The following is a 20,548-nucleotide window of genomic DNA, read 5'->3' on the forward strand; positions in this document are numbered from 1 at the left end:
CCGGAGTGCAGGTCTGATCGATGTCCGCGCCAAATAATAATCCTTGTCACTCCGGGCGAATTACGACAATACTTGCGACCACGAGGCCAACACCTGACAGCCGTCCGATCGCAGCTGGGCCACCCTCGAGCGCGCGAAAGACGCCTCGGGATCCCGACGCGTTTTTGTGCGGTCTCGTGGAGGTCGAACGCATGACGGGACTGTACTACGAGGAGTTCGAGGTCGGCGAGACGATCGAACACGAGCGCCGACGGACGATCTCCGAGAGCGACAACCAGCGCTTCTGTGACATGACGATGAACCAGCAGCCGCTCCACCTCGACGAGGAGTTCGCTGGCGACACCCAGTTCGGGGAGCGGCTGGTCAACGGACTCTACACGATGTCGCTGGCGGTCGGGGTCTCGATCCCGGAGACGACCGACGGGACGATCGTCGCGAACCTCTCCTACGACGACGTCGAACACCCCCAGCCGGTGTTTCACGGCGACACGATCCGGGTTCAGTCGACGGTAACCGACAAGCGCGAGACCAGCGACGGCGAGCGCGGGATCGTCACCATGCGCGTCGAGGCGTTCAACCAGGACGACGAACTCGTCTGTGAGTTCGAGCGCACCGTCCTCTCGCTGAAACGCGAGCGCGCGGAGGCGGAGTGACGATGTCGGCCTCCGGTGATCCCGCCCTCGAGCGCGACCTCGAGTGGCTCTCGCTGGAGGACGACGAGGAGATCGTCTGGGTCGGCGGCCCCGACCGTCGGACGCTGCTGCCGACGCTGGCGATCGGGATCCCGCTCTCGATCGTGCTGATCGGGATCCTAATCATCGTCGGCGAGTACCTTCGGATCAGTAACACCGTCTACGTGATCACCGACAGCGCCGTCTACCGGAAGACGGGCGTGCTCTCTCGGGACGTCAAACGGATCGACCACGAGAAGGTCCAGGACATCTCCTACAGCCAGTCCGCACTCGGCTCGACCTTCGGATACGGAACGGTCGAACTCACGACAGCCGGCGGCGCAGGTGTCGAGATGGCGTTCCGGTCCGTTCCGGAACCCCGAATGGTCCAACAGCGGATCAGCGAACAGGTCGGCCGCCACCGTGATCCGGGTCAGGGAGAGGGCGACGTCCTCGAGGAGATCCTCGCCGAGCTACGGGCGATCCGTGCGGCCGTCGAGGGGTCGGATGACCGCGGCGAGATACCGGATATCGACGACGAAATATCGGATATCGACGGCGAAGGGTTGCTCGAGCCCGACTCGGACACCGGACGTGAAGCCGAGTCGAGGCCTGAATTCGACTCGAGGACCGAACCCGAGTCGAGGACCGAATCCAAACCGGATCGTCGAGAGCCCGTTCGCAGGCGACAGCCGCCGACGGACGACGCAAGCCCGGCGGATGGGAGCCCGCCCGACGGCGATCCGTCCGACGACCGACTCCTCGACGGCGACGATCCGTCGCTCGATGACCGTCCGCTCGAGGACGACTCGAGGAACGGATCCGACGACGACGATCGGAACCGACGATGACGGCCGCGACGAGTCGTTCTCGGACCGATTCGGGCGATCAGGCAGACCGAGAGAGGGTCGCATCCTGGCTGGCCCTCAAGTCCGACGAGCGACTACAGTGGCGAGGCCGACCTCGGGTCCAGACCATCTACCCGTGGCTGGCCGGAACGGTCCTCGCCATGGCCGCGGTCGCCGTCGGCGTCATCCTCGAGTTCCTTACGATCCTGGCACTAGGCTGGATCCCGATACTCGCGGCGATCCCGGTGTGGCCCTACGTTCGGCTCGCGAGAACGGAGTTCGTGATCACCGACCACCGGCTGGCGATCAGACGTGGCGTCGTCGGCGTCTCGGTGCGAACGGTCGGCCTCGAGCGGGTCCAGAACACGACCGTCACGCAGGGCGCCCTCGAGACGGTGATCGACGCCGGAACGGTCTCGATCGAAACCGCGAGCGGGTCGACGCTCGCGTTTCGCTCCGTCGACGCTCCGCTCGAGGTTCGCGCCGAGCTCGAGCGCGCGGCGGAGGGATCCGAAAGGGCTGGAGTTCCCGGCACGCGGGCACAGTGGACCGCGATCAGGGACGCGGTTCGGGGCTGGCGGCTGGCGCTCGAGGAGCGGAACGGCGACGAGCGTCGATAGCACCCTTAGGCACTCAGACAACTCGCGAGATCATGTAGAGGTTGATCCCGACCGCGACGGTCCAGGGGATTGCGAGCCCGGCGGGAACGATTACCCGATACACCTGTGGAAGGAGCGGTCGACAGGCCAGGCCGACGCCGACGGCGGCCCCCTTCATCACGAGCATTCCCGCGAGCCCGTAGCTGTAGATCACGTTCCTGGCGATCGGGTTCGACTCGGCCAGCCCGAGCTGGAGACCGACGAACGTCGTGACGACGTCGCCGACCAGCGAGAGGCCGACGAGGATCCAGAGCGCGCGCTCGAGCGTTTGGGGCGTCAGTTCGCCGGGAAGCCGTCTCGAGGCGTACCCCTCGTCGAAACCCATGAGTCTCCCCGCCGGAGTCGAACCGGCGGCCGCCCTCGGGAGCGTATAGCTCTCCTCGACGAGAAGCGGTTTTGTTATGGGAGCGATAGCGACGGGATAGGTGGCTGCTAAACGGTTCCCGACGGCGAACTAGAGGATCGTGCCGTGTTTCTTGTCCGGCAGCTCCTTCTCGAGGCCCTCGTAGAACGCGAATCGGGCCGACAGCTCCTCGCGAAGCGTGCTCGGGGGAACGATCTCGTCGATGACGACCTCGCTGGCCATCCGGTGGACGTCGATGTCCTCGCGGTACTCCTCGCGGAGTTCCTGCTCGCGGCGTTCGCGCTCATCGGGGTCGTCGATCTCGGAGAGCTTGCGCGCGTAGACGGCGTTGATCGCGGCCTCGGGGCCCATGATGGCGATCTCGCCGGAGGGGAGGCCGATGACGCTCTCGGGGTCGTAGGCGGGGCCGCCCATCGCGTAGATCCCGGCGCCGTAGGCCTTGCGGACAACGACCGTCTGCTTGGGCACCGTCGCCGAAGAGGTCGCGTAGATCATCTTCTTGCCCTGTTCGAGGATACCGTCCTTCTCGACCTGCGAGCCGGCCATGAAACCAGGCGTGTCACAGAGGTAGAGCAGGGGGATGTCGAAGGCGTCTGACTTCCAGATGAACTCCGCGGCCTTCTCGGCCGCGTCGGGGAAGATCGCACCCGCACGGTGAGCCGGCTGGTTCGCGACGATCCCGACGGGTCGGCCGTCGATCCGAGCGTAGGCGGTGATGATCTCCTCGCCGTAGTCGGGCCGTAACTCGAAGTAGGTGCCGTCGTCGACGACCCGATCGATGACGTCGGTCATGTCGTACCCCTTGTTCGGCTCCTGGGGAACGATCGCGTCGATCCCCTCCGGCGAGGCGGCCGGCGGCTTCGGCTCCTGTTTCGGCGGTTTCTCATCGGCGCTGTCGGGGAGGTAGGTGATCAGCTGGGCGACGAGTTCGCGGGCGTGTTCCTCGTCGCGCGCAACGAGGTCCGCGGAGCCGGATTCGGCGGCGTGGACCTGCGGGCCGCCGAGGTCCTGCATGCTGATGTCCTCGCCGGTCACCATCTGGACCATCCGGGGGGAGGCGATCGCCATCGCGGACATCTCCTCGACCATGACCGTGAAGTCGGCGAAGACGGGCGTGTAGGCGGCCCCGGCGATACAGGGGCCGTAGAGCACGCAGATCTGGGGCACTCGGCCCGAGAGCATCGAGTGGTTGTAGTAGTACTTCCCGATACCCTCGCGGTTGGCGAAAAAGCCCGTCTGCTGGTCGATCCGACCGCCCGAGGAGTCCATCAGGTACAGTACCGGCTTGCCCGTCTTCAGCGCCCGCTGTTGCATCCGGAGGAACTTCTCGACGCCCTTGGCCGCCATGCTGCCGCGCTTGACAGTGTAGTCGTTGGCCATGAAGTGGACGTCCCGCTCCTCGAACTCCGCGGCGCCGGTGATGAGCCCGTCGGCCGGAAGTCGGTCGTCGGTCTCCTCGTCCGTGTCGGCCCCGCGGGGGTGCCAGTCGTCGAACGCCGCGAACTTCCCGTCCTCGAACAGCAGGTCACCGTCGTCCCCGCCGAACCAGAGGTCGAGGCGGTCCCGGACGAACAGCTTCTCGCCGTCCTCGAGCTGCTCGCGGTACTTCTTCGGGCCGCCCTCGAGGATGTCCTCGATCTCCTCCCACAGCAGCGCCTCGCGGTTGGTCGGTCCGAGCGACTCCGCGGACCGGTCGGCCGCGGATCGATCCGCCGTCTGCTCGGGCTCGGTCGGCTCCTCGCGGGTCGCCGCTGGCTCGTCTCCGTCGCCGACGTACACCTCGACGTCGCTCCCGACGTGTTCGGCCAGCGCGGCCGCGATCGCGGCCGCCTCGTCGTCGGACGCGGTCGCAGCGATACGAACTTTCATGACAAAAATTGCGACGGGGGGTCCCAAAACCGTTTTCACTCGCCGGCGCCGAGGTTCGACTGACTGTCCCGTCGAAACGCCGGTTTCGGTGACTGTCAGGTCTCGGAACGGAAACAGCACCTGCAGGCAGAATCGGTATCTTCTAAATCGCCCAAACCCGTAGTAGCTTCCGATCCCACGGGTGTACGTGACGATTAGCTATGACAGCCCGTGGCGTACGCCGTAGAGCCAGACTCGAGAGATCAGTAGAATGTCCGATGCGACCGCTTCCCGCTCCGCAGATCGACTCGCGAGGATTCGCGACCACGTACGGGAGGGAATGAGCCGCCGCGAGTTCTTCCGAACCCTCGCTACCGGCGGGTACGCCCTCGGTATGGCCCACTTTCTCGGCGTCGAGGACTTCCTCGCGGCCGACGACGGCGAGGTTCCAGTCGTCACTGCGCTCGTCCGGAGCGACCCCGACGACCCCTGGTCGCTCGAGGAGCGCACGGAGTACGTTCCCGCCGACTGGTACGCCGCCGTCGAGAGTGCGATCGAGCTGAACGATCGCCTCTCCCGGGCCGCCTTCACCGGATACCTCGGCAGCGCGGTCGTCCCCGAGCACTACGACGACGGCGGTGCGGCGGTCTCGGTCGGCGTCTCCGGCGACCTCGATTCGATCCGAGACGCGGTCGGCGACCTCTCGGAGGGTGTCTCCCTGAACGTCCGGGAGATCGTCGATGTCGAGGCGGTCGAGGACGACTCCGACCGCTACGAGCCGCGGATGGCCGAATCGCTCACCTCGAGTCAGATCCCCGCCGGGATCGCCTGCGAGACACCCTCGAGCCTCGCGACGCTCGGGCCGGCCATGTTCGACCCCGAAAGCCAGCAGCGGTACTTCGTCACGGCCGAACACGCCTTCGAGGAACAGGACGAGGTCGACGGCGCGTTGCTCTCGCTTCCGATCTCGGCGGAGGAACCCGTCGAGCTCGGGCCGGTCAGACACGCCTATCCCGTCGAGGACGTCGCCGCTATCGAACCCAACGGCAGCCTCGCACCGTCGATGTGGATCGACGCCCCGGAGCCGGTCCGCGTGCGCGGCCAGCTGACGCGCTGGGGCCTCGCCGACCTCATCGCGCGGGACGAACGCCTCGAGAAGGTCGGCGCGCTGACGGGCCACACGACCGGTCGGGTCCAGGGGTTCGATGCGGTAACCTGTTTCACGGACGACTTCTGTCGGCGAGGCCAGATCCGCTGGGGCGGCGAGATGGACCTGACCGACGGCGACAGCGGCTCGGCCAGCTACTACGACGACCCCGACGGTAACGAGGAAGACGTCCTCGTCGCGGGGTTCAACAACGCCCGGACCTGGTGGCCCGGCCAGAGCTACGTCTGGGGGGTCGCGGCCTATCGCGTCACCGAGCAGTACGGTTATCACTTCTGAGATGGAACCCGACACCACGCACGCAGCGATGTCCGACGATCACCGCTCCCGGCCGCGACGCGCGCTCGCCAGCCTCGCAGCGGCCGTCGGCGTCGGAACCCGCATCGTCCTCGACGCGCTCGTCATCGGCCTCTGGGTCCTGTTTCTGACGCTGCTGTTTCTCTCGACGAACTGGCCCCGGTGGCTATTCTACCTCCTCCTGCTGCTCGGGGTCGGACTGTACGTCTCCATCACGGCCGGCTGGGGCGGCTCGTCGAACCGCGACTGATCGGGACCACGATCACCCCTCACTCTCGTCCCTGGTGACGGCGAGTTCGAGGACGAAACTCGAGGCCGAGACGATGTCGCCGATCCCGACCGTCCCCGCGGGATCGGCGACGACGCGGTTGGGGCAGGCGGCGACCGTCGGCTCACAGAGGGTACCGTCCTCGGCCTGCCCGTCGACGCGTGCCGCCAGCAGTTCGATCGCTTCCAGTCCCTTCCTCGAGGGGGCGTGCTCGAGGCCAGTCTCGAGGTCGTCGGGCGCCGAGATGTGACCGCGGGCGGCCTTGGCCGCGGCGTTGATCGCGGCGAACTCGAGTCCCCGCAGCAGGGCTTCCGGCGAGTGGGACGCCTCCATGACGGCGAGGTGGTACTCCATCGCGTGCAACTGGAGACAGCCGACGCCGAGTTCCTCGCGTATCGCCTCGAGCATTCGGTAGTGGTCGATGATCTCTGTCGGTTCGAACGGCGTCGCCTCTGAGGGTGGTTCCTCGACGACGCCGACGCCCGCGTCGTCGTGGAGCATGGTCAGTTCGTGCGTGTCCACGCCCACGACGTTCGCCACCGGCAGGACCACGTCGTACATACTCGCTCTGAGGTCGTCGTCGTGGGTGACGGCGTACTCGACGTGGACGTCGACGTCGCTAGTTGATCGAAGCCGATGGATAACGTCCCGTGCATGACGATGCGTCTCCTCGTACCCCGCCTCGACGTGATCCGGGGTGAGGTTGTGATACCCCGCAAGGAGGGCGCCGTCGACGACGTCGCCGACCTGGTCGATCGTTCCGTCGAGATCGCCGGCCGTCAGGTCGAACTCCGGCGGTCTCGAGGCGGCGATGAACCGGGAGCCACCTGTTGCCTGCACCCCGAAGAACTCGTCTCCCTCCCTGAACTCGAATACCCAGTTGATCTTCGTTCGCTCGGCGGTTTCGGCCTCTGGAAGGGGAACGTAGCTCACCGTATCGTCCTCGACGACGGGGTAGCGCACCGCCTCAGGGTGGTCGAACATCGACAGCTGTCGCTCGGAGAGCAGGTACGTGTACGTGATCGGCGCCACCCCCAGCGCAGTGAGCAGGTTCGTCATGATGCCCGCCTGGCCGCCCATCTGCTGGCCGTCGGGCTTTAGCTCCGACTCGAGCGCGGCGGCGAACGCATCGGTCATGGCGATCTCGTCGCCGTGTCCGGCCGCCATCGTTCGGGCGATCGCCGCCGCGAGATCCCGTTTCGACTCGAGCGGTTTCGCCGGTCCCGTCTTCCCGGGATCCGACGGTCGATCGAGAACCGACGCCAGCTCTTCGTCGGCTCGAACGATCGCATCGACGTTCGCGTTGTAAGCGACGAACACCGACAACTCCTCGAGGGCGGCGAGATCCCGCTCCAGTCGGGCGTGGGCGTCGCTCATTGCACGGGCTCCCTCCCAGACGCAGCGGGATAACCCTGTGCGTGTCGGACTCTCGATTTGGCACTCGCCGTCTCCCCGGGGACGCGGCGATTCCGGCCGCCATGGAAACGGTGGACCTGGTTCCTACGCGCGAAAAAGGAGGGGCGTCTGGGACGTCCGCCTCGAGTGGCTACTCGAGCGCGTCCTCGAGACGCTCGATCAGCTCGTCGTTGCCGACGTGCAGCGGCACGCGGTCGTGGAGCTCGTCCGGTTCGACCTCGAGGATCGACTGGCTTCCGTCCGTGGAGCTGCCGCCGGCAGTCTCGACGAGGTGTGCGATCGGGTTCCCCTCGAACTGCAAGCGGAGCTTGCCTCGGGGGTTGCCCTCGAGGGCGGGGTAGGCGAAGATCCCGCCGTAGGTGAGCACCTGGTTGACGTCGCCGATCATCGCGCCGCCGTAGCGCAGCTTGTGGTCCGGATCGGACTCGATCTCGCGGACGTAGGCCTCGAACTCGTCCGACCAGTGGGGGACGCGGCCGCCGAAGCCGTAGACGAGGGGATCGTCGGGGAGGGAAACGTCGTCGTCGACGAGGTTGCGGTCGTCGCCCGTGAGCTCGTACTTCTCGACGACTCCGTCGCGGGCGAGGGCCATCGTCGTGATCGGCCCGTAGAGGACCCAGCCCGAGGCGACGAGCGAGGTGCCCGGTGCGGGGAGGGGATCGTCGTAGATCCCGAACACCGTCCCCATCGTGTTGTTCGACTTGAGGTTCGAGGAGCCGTCGAGGGGGTCGACGCCGACCGAGAGGCCGCCCTCGTCCCCGCAGTCGATCGTCTCGAGGCGCTCCTCGCTCGCGTACTGGCAAACCCCGTCGATCGACGAGAGGCGGTCGGCGAGCAGCTCGTCGGCCCAGACGTCGGCCTCGGCCTGGGTCTCACCGCTTGGGTTCTCCGCGTCGGCGTCTTCGCGTCGGCCGACGAGGCCCTGCCTGATCTCCGGTGCCGATTCCGCGATCGTCTCGACTACCTCGTCGACCACGCGACCGGCATCGCGTCCGGTCATTCCTCGAGTGCGGCGTCGGCCGTCTCCTCCTCGAAGATCACCTTCTCGAGGGCGTCGAGGATTCGGGTCGGGTTCTCGCGCTGCCAGACGTTGCGGCCGACGGCCAGTCCCTTCGCGCCGGCGCTGACGGCGGACTCGACCGTCGAGAGGAACTCGTAGTCCGAGGTCTTCGACCCGCCGCTCATGACGACCTTCATGTCGCCGGCGGACTTGCAGGCGTGTTCCATCGCTTCGGAACTGCCGGGGTACTTGACCTTCGCGATGTCGGCGCCCAGCTCGAGCCCGAGGCGGGTCGCGTAGGAGATGGTGCTCGGCTTGGTGTCGTTTTTCAGCCCCTGGCCGCGGGGGTACGACCACATGACGACGGGCAGGTCGTGTTCGCGAGCGTCCTCCTGGACGTCCCGGAACTCCTCGGCCATCTCGACCTCGTGGTTCGAACCGCCGTAGAGGGTGAAACCGATGGCGTCGGCGCCGATATCGGCCGCGTAGTCGACCGAGCAGTTCACCGCGGAGTCGTACTCGCCCATCCAGAGGTTCGAGGTGCCGTTTACCTTCAACAGGAGGTTCACGTCGTCCTCGTAGCTGGGGTAGTAGCCCTCGGCGATCCCCTTCTGGACGGCCATGCAGGTGACGGCGTCGTGGGTCGCCGTCTCGAACACCGTCGACGGGTCGAGCTTCTCCGGGACGTCCTCGAAGTCGACCGGACCGTGCTCGAGGCCGTGGTCCATCGCGAGAATCAGTGACTTACCGTCGCGAACGATCGGAGAGTCGTCGATCGGAATCATCTGTTAGACGGTCCACCGTGTCGCTATATATCTCTGGTGGTCTGCCTGATATAAATTACTTACAGTCGTAGTAAGCGACTCCGTCGGTCGTCCACTGTCCGGAAATATCCCTCTGTACAACCCCTCTCGAAAGCAACAGTTCGTCTCCCTCGAGCAGCGGATCCACACGATCGATCGGCACGTTTACGAGCCCGATGGGTGAAGGCCGGCGTATGGTACGCGACCAGATCGACCGGATCGGCGTCGTCGGCGCGGGAACGATGGGCAGCGGGATCGCACAGGTCGCCGCGACGACCGGCTACGACGTCGTGCTCCGGGACATCGAACGGGAGTTCGTCGAGAACGGCTTCGAGACGATCGAGGACAGCCTCGGCCGCCTCGAGGGACGTGACGCCCTCGAGGAGGACCCCGAGACGATTCGCGGCCGAATCGAGGGGACGACCGCCATCGACGAACTCGGCGACTGCGACCTCGTCGTCGAGGCCGCCCTCGAGGAGATGGACGTCAAACAGGAGATCTTCGCGGAGCTGGAGCGAGTCTGCGACGAGGACGTCCTGCTTGCGACGAACACGAGCACCCTCTCGATCACGACGATCGCCTCCGAACTCGACCGCCCGGAGCGCGTGATCGGGCTGCACTTCATGAACCCCGTGCCGATCATGGAGGGCGTCGAGGTCGTCGTCGGCGAGAAGACGACCGACGACGCGACCGAACTGGCCCACGACCTCGCCGAGGAACTGGACAAGACGACCTGGGAGTCCGACGACAAGCCCGGCTTCGTCACGAACCGGATCCTGATGCCCTGGATCAACGAGGGGATCCGGGCCTACGACGAGGGCGTCGCGACGAAGGAGGACATCGATGCGGGAATGGAACTCGGCACGAACGTCCCGATGGGGCCGCTCACGCTCGCCGATCACATTGGTCTCGACATCTGTCTGCACGCCTCAGAGACCCTCCACGAGGAGCTCGGCGATCGATACAAACCGGCGTACCTGCTCAAGCGGAAGGTCGAGGCCGGCGACCTCGGGAAGAAGACGGGCGAAGGGTTCTACGAACACGACTGACGACCCCCTCGCCGACCCGCGGCGCGCGGCAAGCTTTTTATCAGACCGCGAGAACGGTCCTCCGATGCCCGGGTACAGTCGCCGCCAGCTCGTCGGCGCAGGCGCGACCGGCACCGCGTCGGTTCTCGCGGGCGGATACGCGTGGAACCGATACGCGACGCGCCACCACCTTCGGCTTCAACCGCTCGAGGCCGTCAACGAGACGGCCGACTCCCTCACGCTCGAGTTCGCCGTCGAGGGGAACGGAATCGAAGCCCAGCGGACGGTCCGGCTGGCGCCAGCGGACGAGGAGGGGGCGACGCATCTTTCAGGTCGGTGGATAAAAAACACGGCCGAGTGGACCGTCAGCGCCGAGTACGAGGGTGAGACGCTCGAGATCCGGGCCAGCGAGATCACCGAGCGACTCGAGGGAACGGGTTGGGGGCCGGACTGTGCGCGCGTCGCGCTGGTCGTGACGGCGACCGGCGAACTGGAGGCGCGGGTCGGGCCCTGTTAACGGTGCAGCGGTTTCTCGGCCATCTCCTGGCGGAGATCGCGCAGCTGAGCGCGGGAGACGTCGTCCTCGAACTGCTGGATGACGGCGAACACCTCCGCACGGCAGATCTTCACGTCACCCTCGCGGACGACGTCTTCGGGTCGTTCCTGGAGTTCCCGCAGGGTGCCGACCGCGAGCAGGTAGGGGATCGCCCACGCCGAGAGCCGGTTGCCGTGGCGCTCGGGGACGACCTCAAGGTAGCGGTGGGCGTCGTCGAGGTAGTTCTCCGCGCGGCCGGTCACCCGCTGGATGACGTTGGTGACGCCGCGCTGGTTGTCGGGTTCGGTGACGGCATCGGCGTCGACGTTCTCCTCGGCGAGCCACTCCTCGGGGAGGTAGACGTTGTTCTCCTCGTGGTAGTCGCTCTCGACGTCCTTGGCGATGTTGACGAGCTGCAGGAGGAGGGCGAACGAACGGGCGTTCTTGCGCATCTCCTCGGCCCGGTCGGGCGAGGCGCTGCGGGCGACCAGCCCCGTGATCAGGGTGCCGACGGTGCCGGCGGCGTACCAGCAGTACTCCTCGAGCTCTTCGAGGGTCTGCAATCGGAGTCCGCCCTCCTCGGCGTACCGATCGGTGAACATCGCCATCCCGTCGACGAGCTCTCGAACCGGGTCGCGCATGATCTCGCGGGGCTCCTCGTCGAGCGCCTCGAAGGTCCGCAGGACGCGAGGCGTCTCGGCGACGACCTCCCAGTCGGCGTTTGCTTCTTCCGGGATCCAGGGTTCGATGTCGGCCATGAACTGCTCGACCTCGAGCGGGTCGGCCGGATCGAGCAGCCGGTCGTAGGCGCTCAACAGTTCCGTCTGGGTCTCGGGCGGAATGTGACCCGCATCCTCGATCGTGTCGGCGACGCGACAGAGGAGATAACCGAGGCAGATATGTCTCGCCATCGGTTCGTCGAGGCGATCGATCGTGATCGAGAAGGTCCGAGAGACCCCGTGTACGGCCTCGTAGCACCACTCGAGGTCGGTATCGAGGTTTGTTTCAGGCTGGCCCGTTGTCATCTACTCGATACGGTTTGGTTCCCATCCCGGAAAAGCGCCGCGGTCGCGGCGCGTCGTTCCGTTACGGACACTCGCAATGCCGACTGGTCATCGAATCCGACCGAAGCGCTCGTCTCGCCGGCCGGAAACGCCGAACGACGGGCCCGAAGTTGACGTCCCGGGGGAGAGACAGTAATAAATAATCAACCTCGCAATATCTGCGTATGGAGTTTGCACTCTCGGCCGAGCAGCGCCAGATTCGGGATATGGTCTCGGAGTTCGTCGACGAGGAGGTCGTCCCCGTCGCGAGCGAGATCGATCACGACGACGAGTTTCCCGCCGACCTTGTCGACGAGATGGCCGAGCTGGGGCTGATGGGGATGCCGTTCCCCGAGGAGTACGGCGGCGCCGGACTCGACTACCACTCCTACGCGATCGGCCTCGAGGAGATCTCGCGAGGCTCGGGCGGTCTGGGAACCGTCGTCGCCGCCCACATCTCGCTCGCCGGAAACATGCTCTACGAGTTCGGCGACGAGAGCCAGAAGGAGGAGTACCTCACGCCGCTGGCGGAGGGCGCCGACGTCGGCGCGTTCGCGCTCTCGGAGGCCGGCGCAGGCAGCGACGTGCCGGCGATGGAGACGACCGCGGAGAAGGACGGCGACGAGTACGTCCTCGAGGGCGGCAAGCTCTGGATCTCGAACGGCTCGGTCGCAGACACCGTCACCGTCTTCGCCAAGACCGATCCCGACGCGGGCAACAAGGGGATCTCGTCGTTCGTCGTCCGCCCCGAGGAGGACGACGGCTTCCACGTCGAGGGCACCGAGGAGAAGCTCGGCGACAAGGGGTGTCCGACCGCGGAGCTTCGCTTCGACGACCTCCGGATTCCCGAGGACCGCCTGCTCGGCGAGGAGGGCGAGGGATTCGTCCAGGCGCTGAAGACCCTCAACGGGGGGCGGATCACCATCGCGGCCCGCGGGGTCGGCATCGCCCGCGCAGCCCTGGACGAGGCTCGCGACTACGCCAATGAGCGCGAACAGTTCGACCAGCCGATCGGTGAGTTCCAGGCGATCAAACACAAGCTCGCCGACATGGACACGAAGATCCAGGCTGCGAAGCTGCTCATGCACAAGGCCGCGGACAGGAAGATCCGCGGCGAGGACTACATCAAAGCGTCCGCCCAGGCCAAGCTGTACGCCTCCGAGGTGAGCCGCGAGGTCGCGAACGAAGGAATCCAGATCCACGGCGGCTACGGCTACACCAAAGATTTCCCCGCCGAGCGGTTCTACCGCGACGCCAAGCTCAACGAGATCTACGAGGGCACGAGCGAGGTGCTGCGGAACACGATCGGCGACCAGGTCCTCGAGGAGTAGGGGATCAGTCGGCCGTTCGCTCCTCGTCCCGCTCGGCGGCCGCGTCGGATCCCCCCATCGCGTAGGGGATCGTCACGGCGGCCAGGACCGCCGCGCCGAACACCGATCCGAAGATCGCGTCCGAACCGAGCGCGGTCGCCAGACCCAGCGCGGCGCCCACGAGAATCACGAGCAGCAGGATGATCGCGTTTAACTGTCGCTTCAACCGAGTGTCAACCATACTTACTACTGTGCGATCGAGCACATATGCTATTCGGCCGTCGCCTCGAGACACGCCCGAACCCACTCGCCGTGTTCGCGGACCCGCCGCTCGCCGGCCTCGGTTAGCGCGTAGACGTCGTGAAGCCCCTCCGTTCGCTTCTCGACGAACCCCGTCTCGACCAGCGCCGATAGCGAGCCGTAGAACGACTTCGGCTCGAGGCGCTCGTCGTAGTGGGACTCGAGGCGGGACTTGAGTTGCTGGCCGCGCAGTTCGCCCTCGGCCGCGAGCAGGAAGCAGAGATCCCGCCGCCGGCCGCTCTGGAGCCACTTGCTCATACCGGGCGATCGATCCGCGCTCGCTCGAGCGTTACGGTTTCGCGAGTCCGTTTCGGACGGCGTCGGCGAGCGCCCAGGCGAGTCCCCCGCCGACGGTTACCGCGGCGAGGTATCGGGCGCCGATCTCGAGGACGACGACCCCCGTGTACATCTCGTGGCGAAGCAGCGTCCACCCGCCGAGGTCGACGACGACGGTCCCCGTGCCGACCGCGAGCGATCGAAAGACCAGTCCGGCCAGGATCGACGCGAGCGCGACCGCCGTTGCCGCAGCGCCGACGACGGTCCGCGAGAGGAACTCGCGTCCGGGGAGCCGTTTGACGGGAACCCGTTCGGACTCGCCCGGGCCTGCGGGAGGGTAGATGGCAAACCCTCGAGCGTCCGCTCGCGGGTGGTCCCCGACGCGAACGTCGGACGGATACCGCCAGAGCGCGAGCGCCATCCAGAGGTCGCCGACCGAACCCGCCGCGTTGACCGCCAGCGGGACGAGCCAGATCGGGGACGGGTGGATCGCCATCACGACCAGCCCCGCCGTGGTACCGATCACGAGCGGTGCAAGGAGGACGACGAGGAGTTGGTTCCGGCCGTAGCTGGCGGCGCCGCCTCGAGCGTAGGCGTAGGGAAAGACGACCGAGACGCCGATCCCGTAGGACGGCGAGTCGCCGTAGCGAGCCATGAAGAGCCCGTGGACGAGTTCGTGGGCGGCGACCGAGAGCACGCCGAGCCCGATCGCGGCGAGCAGGGCCGGCCCGCCGTAGGATAGCATCCCGATCGAGAGGACGATCGGCTCGAGGGTGGCTCCGTGGATCGCGGCGAGGACGACGCCGAACGCGTACGCCGACGCGAAGAAGCCGACAACCGAGACGAGAACCAGTCCGACGGCGACCGACCGAGTGAGCCGAACCGTCTCGATCGGCTCGAGGGAGGCGCCGTCGATTGCGGTTCCGTTCGGCGTCGCAGCTGACACGCTCTTTCCTCTCGTGAGCGAGGCGAAAGGGGTGTCGGTCGCCGACGAAACCGACAGCTTCCCGGTTATCGACTCCACAGGTGGAGGTATGACCGACGACGACCGAACTGCCGAGGCGAACGGAATCAGGGCCAGCTACGAGGTAGCCGACGGCGAGCGACGGCTCTCATTCGAGGCGACCGACGCCAGCGAAGGGGCCCGGGCCGGTTCGACCGCGGCGATCGCCCAGAACCTCGAGGGGTACGCCATGCTGAAGGTGCGCCCGACGGCGGCGGGTGACGAGCTCGAGCGCTACTACGGGTTCGACATGGCGCTCGATCACGTCGGCGAGCTGCTCGGCGTCTCGCCCCGCGAGCTCCCGGTGCCAGAGGCCGCCGCTGACATGGGAATGTGAGCGGAAGACCGGAGTTGTTCGGTCGGCGACCGAACCGACCCGGGCGAGCGGGGTCGCCGGCGAAAAAAGCGGGAACCCTAAATACGCAGAGTCGAACGGTGTAGACGAGAATAGCCGTGGCAACCGACCCGTTTCCCCGTCCGATTCGGACGCGTCGTCGTTTCTCCGCACTGCTCGCAGCGACCGCCCTCGGCGTCTACCTGCTGTTGATCATCGGAGCCACGACGTCGATTACGAACGCGGCGACGGCGTGTTCGACGTGGCCGGCCTGTCACACCCCCGTCGATCCCCTGAGCCAGACCGATCTGGCGATCGCCTGGGGCCACCGCCTCGCCGCCGTCCTCGTCGGAGCGCTCGTCGCTGCATCCGTGGTCACCGCAGTGCTCGGTGCGGTCTCGAGCCGTGTTACGGTCGCCCTGCTTGTCGGCGCCGTCCTCTACGTCGTGCAGGTCGGCGTCGGCGCCGCGACCGCGACGCTCGGTCCCGCCGCGATCGTTCCCGGGCTCCACCTCACACTGGGCGTCGTGATCTTTACGGCCATCGTCCTGGCGCTCGCCTGGGACCTCGAGCTCGCGACCGGCAGCGAGGACGACGTCATGGAGACACCGGAGCCGATCGATCCCGAGCCGTCCGCGACGGCCGGGGGAGGCCGAACGCTTCCCTCGAGCCGGCTCGCTCGCGCCCGGCTGACCGCCTTCGCCTACTTCAAGATGATGAAGCCCCGTCTGATGTGGCTGCTCTGTCTCGTCGCCGCCGCGGGGATGGCCCTGGCCGCGGGCCCGGCGCTCGACCGCTACACGATTGTCGCCACGCTCGGCGGCGGCGTCCTCGCGATCGGCGCCTCGGGGACGTTCAACCACGTTCTCGAGCGCGACGTCGACCAGCGGATGTCCCGCACGGCCGATCGGCCGCTGGCGACCGACCTGATCCCGGTTCGAAACGCCCTGCTGTTCGGGCTGTTCCTGACCGCGGCCTCGCTGACGGTCTTCCTGACGATCAACGCGCTCGCGGCCGCGCTCGGCCTCGCCGCGATCATCTTCTACAGCGTCGTCTACACGCTGTTGCTCAAACCCAACACCGTCCAGAACACGGTGATCGGCGGCGCCGCGGGCGCGCTCCCGGCGCTGATCGGCTGGGCCGCGGTCACGAACGAGATCGGCCTCCCGGGGCTCGCGCTGGCGGGCGTCATCTTCCTCTGGACGCCGGCGCACTTCTACAACCTCGCGCTGGCGTACAAGGATGACTACGCCCGCGGCGGATTCCCGATGATGCCCGTCGTTCGGGGCGAGACCGAGACCCGAAAACACATCGTTTACTACATCGCCGCGACGCTCGCAGGGACGGTCGCGCTCGCCTGGATTGCCAACCTGGGCGCGCTGTACGCGGCGACGGTCCTCGTCTTCGGCGGGATCTTCCTCTGGAGCGCCGTCGGCCTCCACTTCGAGCAGACCGAGGCCGCGGCGTTCCGGTCGTTCCACGCCTCGAACGCGTTCCTCGGCGCGGTGCTGGTCGCGATCCTCGTCGACGCGCTCGTGCTGACGACGCCGGTGTTCTGAGGATCGCTCGAGCGAGAAGCGTCACCGATAACAGGCCCGACTCCCTACGCTCGGCCGAATGAACCGCCGCTCGTTTCTCACCGTCACCGCCGCGACTGGATCGGTCGCACTCGCCGGCTGTTCGGCGCTGTTCGGCGCGTCGCTCCCCGACGAACTCGACGGCGTCGACTCCGACCCCGATCAGCTCCCAACGCCGACGGTCGGCTCGGGGACCGTTTCGATCGACGTCTACGAGGACCTCGCCTGCCCGAGCTGTCAGGAGTTCCAGGCCGCCGTTTTCCCCGAACTCGAGGCTCGCCTCCTCGAGGACGACGGGGCGACCTACCGTCACCACGACTTCCCGCTGCCGGCCGACGAGGAGCGGTCGATCCCGATGGCCAACGCCGCGCGGGCGGTCCAGTCGGCGTCCGGGACCGAGGACGACCCCGGGGAGTTCTTCGGGTACAAGCGATTCGCGATGGACGCGGGGACGCCGAGCGACGAGGAGCTGGTCGAGATCGCAGATGCCGAGACCGACGTCGACCCCTCGGTCGTCGAGAACGCCCTCGAGGAGAATACCTACTACCCGACGCTGGCCGCCGGGTGGGTGGATGCCGACGACCGGGGCGTCGACCGCACGCCGACGGTGTTCGTCGACGACGAGGAGGTCGAGGATCCGCTCGACGCCGACGAGATCATCACGATGGTCGAAGATACCGTGTAGGTCGAGCTCCGAGTTCGAGCCTGTGACTCTCGCCCGATCCGTGGCACGTTCGTTCCCGTTTCTCCCCTGGCGTCTCCGTTTCTCCCCTGGCGTCTCCGTTTCGCGAGGCGCGGTTAATACCAGGCCCCGTCTAGAGTCGCTCGAGAGATCACTGATGTCGACAGCACGACGAGACCGACGAGCCGGTGAGATCGAACACGGCGCGGATGCCGAGACACACCTCGAGTTCATCGACTGGGTCGAGGCCAACCCCGAGGACGCCATGCTCGAGTTTCGGGCGGCCGGCGCCACGGAGGCGGTCGCGAACCGGACGACCGCGACGATCGGCGACTGGGCGCTCGGCGGCGATGAGATGGGCGCCGAACGCGAACACACCCTCGAGTTCGGACTGCCCCCCGAACTGGAGGAGGCGATGGGCTACGTCGAGGCGACCGACCGCCACGAGGCGATCGAGGGCGCCCTCGCGGGGCTGACCGCCTGCATCAACGGGACGATCGTCTACAACGCGATCCGCGAGGGGATCGACCTCGAGGGCGTGACGACGACCGTTCGCGCACCCGTGGACCTCCGGATGCTGTTCGGCATCCACGACGTCGACCGCGCCCACGAGATGTACGGCGAACTCGAGATCGACGTCGAGGTGACGGGCGATCTCACGGCCGAGGAGAAGATGGTCGTCCGCGACTACCCGAAACGGTCACCGGTGTACACGCTCGTGACGCTCGAGCATCCGAACAGGCCGACCGTCGAGTTCGAGCCGACGGCCTAACGGTATCTGGCAATACGTCTTTCCAAAATCGGGTGGAAGACTTGTGGTACGTACAGGTCAAGCAGGTAGCGGAGAGACAATCAATCCCTCCGATAGCTGCCAAAAACCGCCTGCTGAATAGAGAGCATAGATGTAGCACTCAACTTACGTGAACACCGAGCCAGTAATGGCATCCCTGACATCGTAAAGCCCGTTACCCATCGCGAGTCACGGCTCGGCGAGCCATTTCGAATATTCGTTGACTGTACGATATCCTCCAACGGTGGAGGCTTTATCGGTCCGGGGTACAATTACGGGGCAATGAGTTCGACACCGCTGACGGACACCCTCCGAGAAACCCTCGCAATCTTCGAGGAAGGCGGGGCGCCTCGGACGACGACCGAGGTCGCCGAACAGTTCGACCTTGGCCGCCGGAGCGCCTACGAGCGACTGGAGCGTCTCGTCGACCACGACCAACTCGAAACCAAGAAAGTAGGGGGAAACGGGCGCGTCTGGTGGCGGCCAGTTACGGAGGAAGGAGCGATTACACGAGATTCCGCCGATCGCGACCTTGGTGCGGTATTCGATCGAATCTCGGACAGTTTCTACGCCCTCGATGAAGAACTCCGCTTTCGCTATCTGAACGACACCGCAGCAGACCTTTTTGGACTAGATGAGGATGCAATTGGTTCGGACATTCGCAACGTGAATCTCACGGAGACGTTCGAGAGCGCGCTGTACGAGGCTCTCGAAACAAAAGAGCCTGTTACCTTCGAAGACTACTATCCGCCGTGGGACAAGTGGTTCCACAACGCCATCTCTCCCTCAGAATCAGGCCTGTCGGTGCTCTCCCGCGACATCACCGACCGGAAGCAACGCGAACGGGAACTGGCCCGCTACGAAACGATCGTCGAAACGAGTCCGATCGGCATCACGATCGTTGGCAACGACGGCGATGTTGCAGTTCGCGAGCGACCGCGCTGAGGAGATATACGATCGGAGCAAAGACCAGATCAATTCCCTCAGCTTTGACGATTCCGAATGGAAGGAAGTCGACGCTGACGGCGAGCCGCTCTCGCGCGACGAGAAGCCCTTCTCGCGGATCATGGAGTCCGAAGAACCGCTGTTCGACCAGGTCCACGGCGTATCAAGACCGGGAGGGGAGCGCGTCTGGATCTCCATCAACGGGGCACCGGTCTACGACGATTGTGGAGAGATCGAGAGCGTCGTGTTCAGTACCGAAGACATCACTGACCGACGGGAACAACAACGCGCGGTCGAGGAGAGCGAACGTCGCTACCGGACGCTCGCTGAAAACTTCCCAAACGGTGCAGTCGGCCTATTCGACGATAACATGCGGTACACAGCCGTCGGCGGGGAGTTACTGGACGCGACCGGGGTCTCTCCAGAAGATCGGATTGGATGCAGCGTCTACGACATTTGCCCGGACGATCTCCTCGAAGAAATCGAACCACACTTTGAGGCCGCCCTGGAGGGCAAGGCGAACTCGTTCGAACTCGAGTATCACGATCGAGACCTGTTCGTCTACACTTTGCCCGTCAGAAACGCCAACGACGAGGTCTACGCGGGGATGGTCGTCTCACAAGACATTACCGAACGGCGGGAGTACCAGCGCAAACTTGAGGAGTCGAACGAACGCCTCGAACAGTTCGCCTACGCCGCGTCTCACGACCTCCAAGAGCCGTTGCGAATGGTCACGAGCTACCTCGAGCTGGTCGACAACCGGTACGGTGACGAACTTGACGAAGACGGTGAAGAGTTCCTCGAGTTCGCCATCGACGGCGCCGAGCGGATGCGCCAGATGATAGACGGACTGCTCGAGTACTCGCGCGTCGACACGCATGGTGATCCGTTCGAACCGGTCGACCTTGACGATATCCTCGAGGACGTGCTCGAAGATCTCCAAATACGGATCGACGAGAGGAACGCCGAGATCACAACCGACGATCTCCCGTGTATAGATGGCGACGACAGCCAGTTGCGCCAAGTCTTCCAGAACCTGTTGAGTAATGCGATCAAGTACAGCGAGGACGAACCGCCACAGGTCGACATTTCCGCCACGCGTGATGACGAACAATGGATCATTTCAGTGCAGGACAACGGTATTGGGATTGATCCAGATGAACAGGAGCGTATCTTCGAGGTATTCCAACGACTGCATACACACGAAGAACATTCGGGGACGGGTATCGGCCTCGCGCTCTGCCGGCGAATCGTCGAACGTCACGGCGGCAACATCTGGGTCGAGTCAGGGCTAGACGAAGGTTCCACGCTCTCGTTTACCGTTCCTGCCGTAAGTGGGAACAAGACGTAAATTCTCTGTATTGAGCGATCACCGCTTTCGCAACT

The 20,548-nt window shown here is 65.8% G+C and carries 23 protein-coding genes; 14 read left to right on the forward strand and 9 right to left on the reverse strand.

Features of this window, described 5'->3' with window-relative positions; translation table 11 throughout:
- Nucleotides 1–191 precede the first annotated feature (191 nt).
- Genes C491_RS02170 through C491_RS02180 form a run of 3 tightly spaced genes read left to right on the forward strand, consistent with a single transcriptional unit; the run spans nt 192 to nt 2,139 of the window.
- Nucleotides 192–653: a MaoC family dehydratase gene (locus C491_RS02170; protein ID WP_005553460.1), complete on the forward strand. Its 462-nt coding sequence runs from the start codon at nt 192–194 to the stop codon at nt 651–653.
- 2 nt (nt 654–655) lie between these two features.
- Complete coding sequence (locus C491_RS24090; RefSeq protein WP_049891437.1) at nt 656–1,522, forward strand: PH domain-containing protein; 867 nt, start codon at nt 656–658, stop codon at nt 1,520–1,522.
- The gene (locus C491_RS02180) at nt 1,519–2,139 is read left to right on the forward strand and encodes a PH domain-containing protein (protein WP_005553462.1); all 621 of its coding nucleotides are present in this window, start codon (nt 1,519–1,521) and stop codon (nt 2,137–2,139) included. The genes C491_RS24090 and C491_RS02180 overlap by 4 nt, the downstream gene beginning before the upstream one ends.
- A gap of 13 nt (nt 2,140–2,152) precedes the next feature.
- On the opposite strand, the gene C491_RS02185 is transcribed toward C491_RS02180, so the two are convergent.
- Together C491_RS02185 and C491_RS02190 are read right to left on the reverse strand one after the other, a co-directional pair.
- Nucleotides 2,153–2,503: a DUF5658 family protein gene (locus tag C491_RS02185; RefSeq protein WP_005553463.1), complete on the reverse strand. Its 351-nt coding sequence runs from the start codon at nt 2,501–2,503 to the stop codon at nt 2,153–2,155.
- Between the two features lie 129 nt (nt 2,504–2,632).
- Nucleotides 2,633–4,411 (reverse strand): acyl-CoA carboxylase subunit beta, encoded by a 1,779-nt coding sequence (locus tag C491_RS02190; RefSeq protein WP_005553464.1) that lies wholly within the window; start codon nt 4,409–4,411, stop codon nt 2,633–2,635.
- Nucleotides 4,412–4,661: 250 nt separating this feature from the next.
- On the opposite strand from C491_RS02190, the gene C491_RS02195 reads away from it, so the two are divergent.
- On the forward strand, nt 4,662–5,834 hold the full coding sequence (locus C491_RS02195; RefSeq protein WP_005553466.1) for a hypothetical protein: 1,173 nt from the start codon (nt 4,662–4,664) through the stop codon (nt 5,832–5,834).
- Between the two features lie 28 nt (nt 5,835–5,862).
- Nucleotides 5,863–6,102 carry a hypothetical protein gene (locus C491_RS02200; RefSeq protein WP_049891439.1) on the forward strand — a complete coding sequence of 80 codons (240 nt, stop codon included), beginning with the start codon at nt 5,863–5,865 and terminating at the stop codon, nt 6,100–6,102.
- A 12-nt stretch (nt 6,103–6,114) separates the two neighbouring features.
- Here C491_RS02200 and C491_RS02205 read toward each other — a convergent pair whose 3' ends face one another.
- From C491_RS02205 to C491_RS02215, 3 genes are all read right to left on the reverse strand, one after another.
- Nucleotides 6,115–7,497 carry an ADP-dependent glucokinase/phosphofructokinase gene (locus tag C491_RS02205; protein ID WP_005553469.1) on the reverse strand — a complete coding sequence of 461 codons (1,383 nt, stop codon included), beginning with the start codon at nt 7,495–7,497 and terminating at the stop codon, nt 6,115–6,117.
- Nucleotides 7,498–7,666: 169 nt separating this feature from the next.
- Nucleotides 7,667–8,536: a class 1 fructose-bisphosphatase gene (locus C491_RS02210; protein ID WP_005553471.1), complete on the reverse strand. Its 870-nt coding sequence runs from the start codon at nt 8,534–8,536 to the stop codon at nt 7,667–7,669.
- Complete coding sequence (locus C491_RS02215) at nt 8,533–9,321, reverse strand: class I fructose-bisphosphate aldolase (protein WP_005553472.1); 789 nt, start codon at nt 9,319–9,321, stop codon at nt 8,533–8,535. Before C491_RS02215 ends, C491_RS02210 begins: the two co-directional genes overlap by 4 nt.
- 212 nt (nt 9,322–9,533) lie before the next feature.
- On the opposite strand from C491_RS02215, the gene C491_RS02220 reads away from it, so the two are divergent.
- A complete protein-coding gene (locus C491_RS02220) occupies nt 9,534–10,388 on the forward strand; it encodes a 3-hydroxyacyl-CoA dehydrogenase family protein (RefSeq protein WP_005553473.1) in 855 nt (284 codons plus the stop codon).
- Between the two features lie 64 nt (nt 10,389–10,452).
- The gene (locus tag C491_RS02225) at nt 10,453–10,884 is read left to right on the forward strand and encodes a hypothetical protein (RefSeq protein WP_005553474.1); all 432 of its coding nucleotides are present in this window, start codon (nt 10,453–10,455) and stop codon (nt 10,882–10,884) included.
- Here C491_RS02225 and C491_RS02230 read toward each other — a convergent pair.
- The gene (locus tag C491_RS02230; RefSeq protein ID WP_005553476.1) at nt 10,881–11,927 is read right to left on the reverse strand and encodes a phytoene/squalene synthase family protein; all 1,047 of its coding nucleotides are present in this window, start codon (nt 11,925–11,927) and stop codon (nt 10,881–10,883) included. The genes C491_RS02225 and C491_RS02230 overlap by 4 nt on opposite strands.
- Nucleotides 11,928–12,130: 203 nt before the next feature.
- Here C491_RS02230 and C491_RS02235 point away from each other — a divergent pair, with 203 nt between their 5' ends.
- Complete coding sequence (locus tag C491_RS02235) at nt 12,131–13,276, forward strand: acyl-CoA dehydrogenase (protein WP_005553478.1); 1,146 nt, start codon at nt 12,131–12,133, stop codon at nt 13,274–13,276.
- A 4-nt stretch (nt 13,277–13,280) separates the two neighbouring features.
- Here the strand turns inward: C491_RS02235 and C491_RS02240 are convergent, their stop codons facing one another.
- Genes C491_RS02240 through C491_RS02250 form a run of 3 tightly spaced genes read right to left on the reverse strand, consistent with a single transcriptional unit; the run spans nt 13,281 to nt 14,777 of the window.
- Nucleotides 13,281–13,496: a hypothetical protein gene (locus tag C491_RS02240; protein ID WP_005553479.1), complete on the reverse strand. Its 216-nt coding sequence runs from the start codon at nt 13,494–13,496 to the stop codon at nt 13,281–13,283.
- A 29-nt stretch (nt 13,497–13,525) separates the two neighbouring features.
- Nucleotides 13,526–13,813: a PadR family transcriptional regulator gene (locus C491_RS02245; RefSeq protein ID WP_005553481.1), complete on the reverse strand. Its 288-nt coding sequence runs from the start codon at nt 13,811–13,813 to the stop codon at nt 13,526–13,528.
- A 31-nt stretch (nt 13,814–13,844) separates the two neighbouring features.
- The gene (locus tag C491_RS02250) at nt 13,845–14,777 is read right to left on the reverse strand and encodes a DUF3267 domain-containing protein (RefSeq protein ID WP_152421265.1); all 933 of its coding nucleotides are present in this window, start codon (nt 14,775–14,777) and stop codon (nt 13,845–13,847) included.
- Nucleotides 14,778–14,865: 88 nt separating this feature from the next.
- On the opposite strand from C491_RS02250, the gene C491_RS02255 reads away from it, so the two are divergent.
- The 6 genes from C491_RS02255 (at nt 14,866) to C491_RS02280 (ending at nt 20,513) form a co-directional block, all read left to right on the forward strand.
- Nucleotides 14,866–15,171, forward strand: a complete 306-nt coding sequence (locus tag C491_RS02255) for a DUF7111 family protein (protein ID WP_005553483.1) — start codon at nt 14,866–14,868, stop codon at nt 15,169–15,171.
- Nucleotides 15,172–15,287: 116 nt separating this feature from the next.
- Nucleotides 15,288–16,727, forward strand: coding sequence for a heme o synthase (locus C491_RS02260; RefSeq protein WP_005553484.1), 1,440 nt, complete (start codon nt 15,288–15,290; stop codon nt 16,725–16,727).
- A 58-nt stretch (nt 16,728–16,785) separates the two neighbouring features.
- Entirely contained in the window at nt 16,786–17,430 is a 645-nt protein-coding gene (locus C491_RS02265) for a DsbA family protein (RefSeq protein WP_005553485.1), read from the forward strand.
- 154 nt (nt 17,431–17,584) lie between these two features.
- On the forward strand, nt 17,585–18,199 hold the full coding sequence (locus C491_RS02270) for an OsmC family protein (RefSeq protein WP_005553487.1): 615 nt from the start codon (nt 17,585–17,587) through the stop codon (nt 18,197–18,199).
- A gap of 300 nt (nt 18,200–18,499) precedes the next feature.
- Nucleotides 18,500–19,162 carry a PAS domain-containing protein gene (locus tag C491_RS24340; protein WP_005553489.1) on the forward strand — a complete coding sequence of 221 codons (663 nt, stop codon included), beginning with the start codon at nt 18,500–18,502 and terminating at the stop codon, nt 19,160–19,162.
- Complete coding sequence (locus tag C491_RS02280) at nt 19,134–20,513, forward strand: sensor histidine kinase (RefSeq protein WP_005553491.1); 1,380 nt, start codon at nt 19,134–19,136, stop codon at nt 20,511–20,513. The genes C491_RS24340 and C491_RS02280 overlap by 29 nt, the downstream gene beginning before the upstream one ends.
- Nucleotides 20,514–20,548: the final 35 nt, after the last annotated feature.

Origin of the sequence: Natronococcus amylolyticus DSM 10524, from assembly GCF_000337675.1 — an archaeon.
In the GTDB taxonomy this organism is placed as follows: Archaea; Halobacteriota; Halobacteria; order Halobacteriales; family Natrialbaceae; genus Natronococcus; species Natronococcus amylolyticus.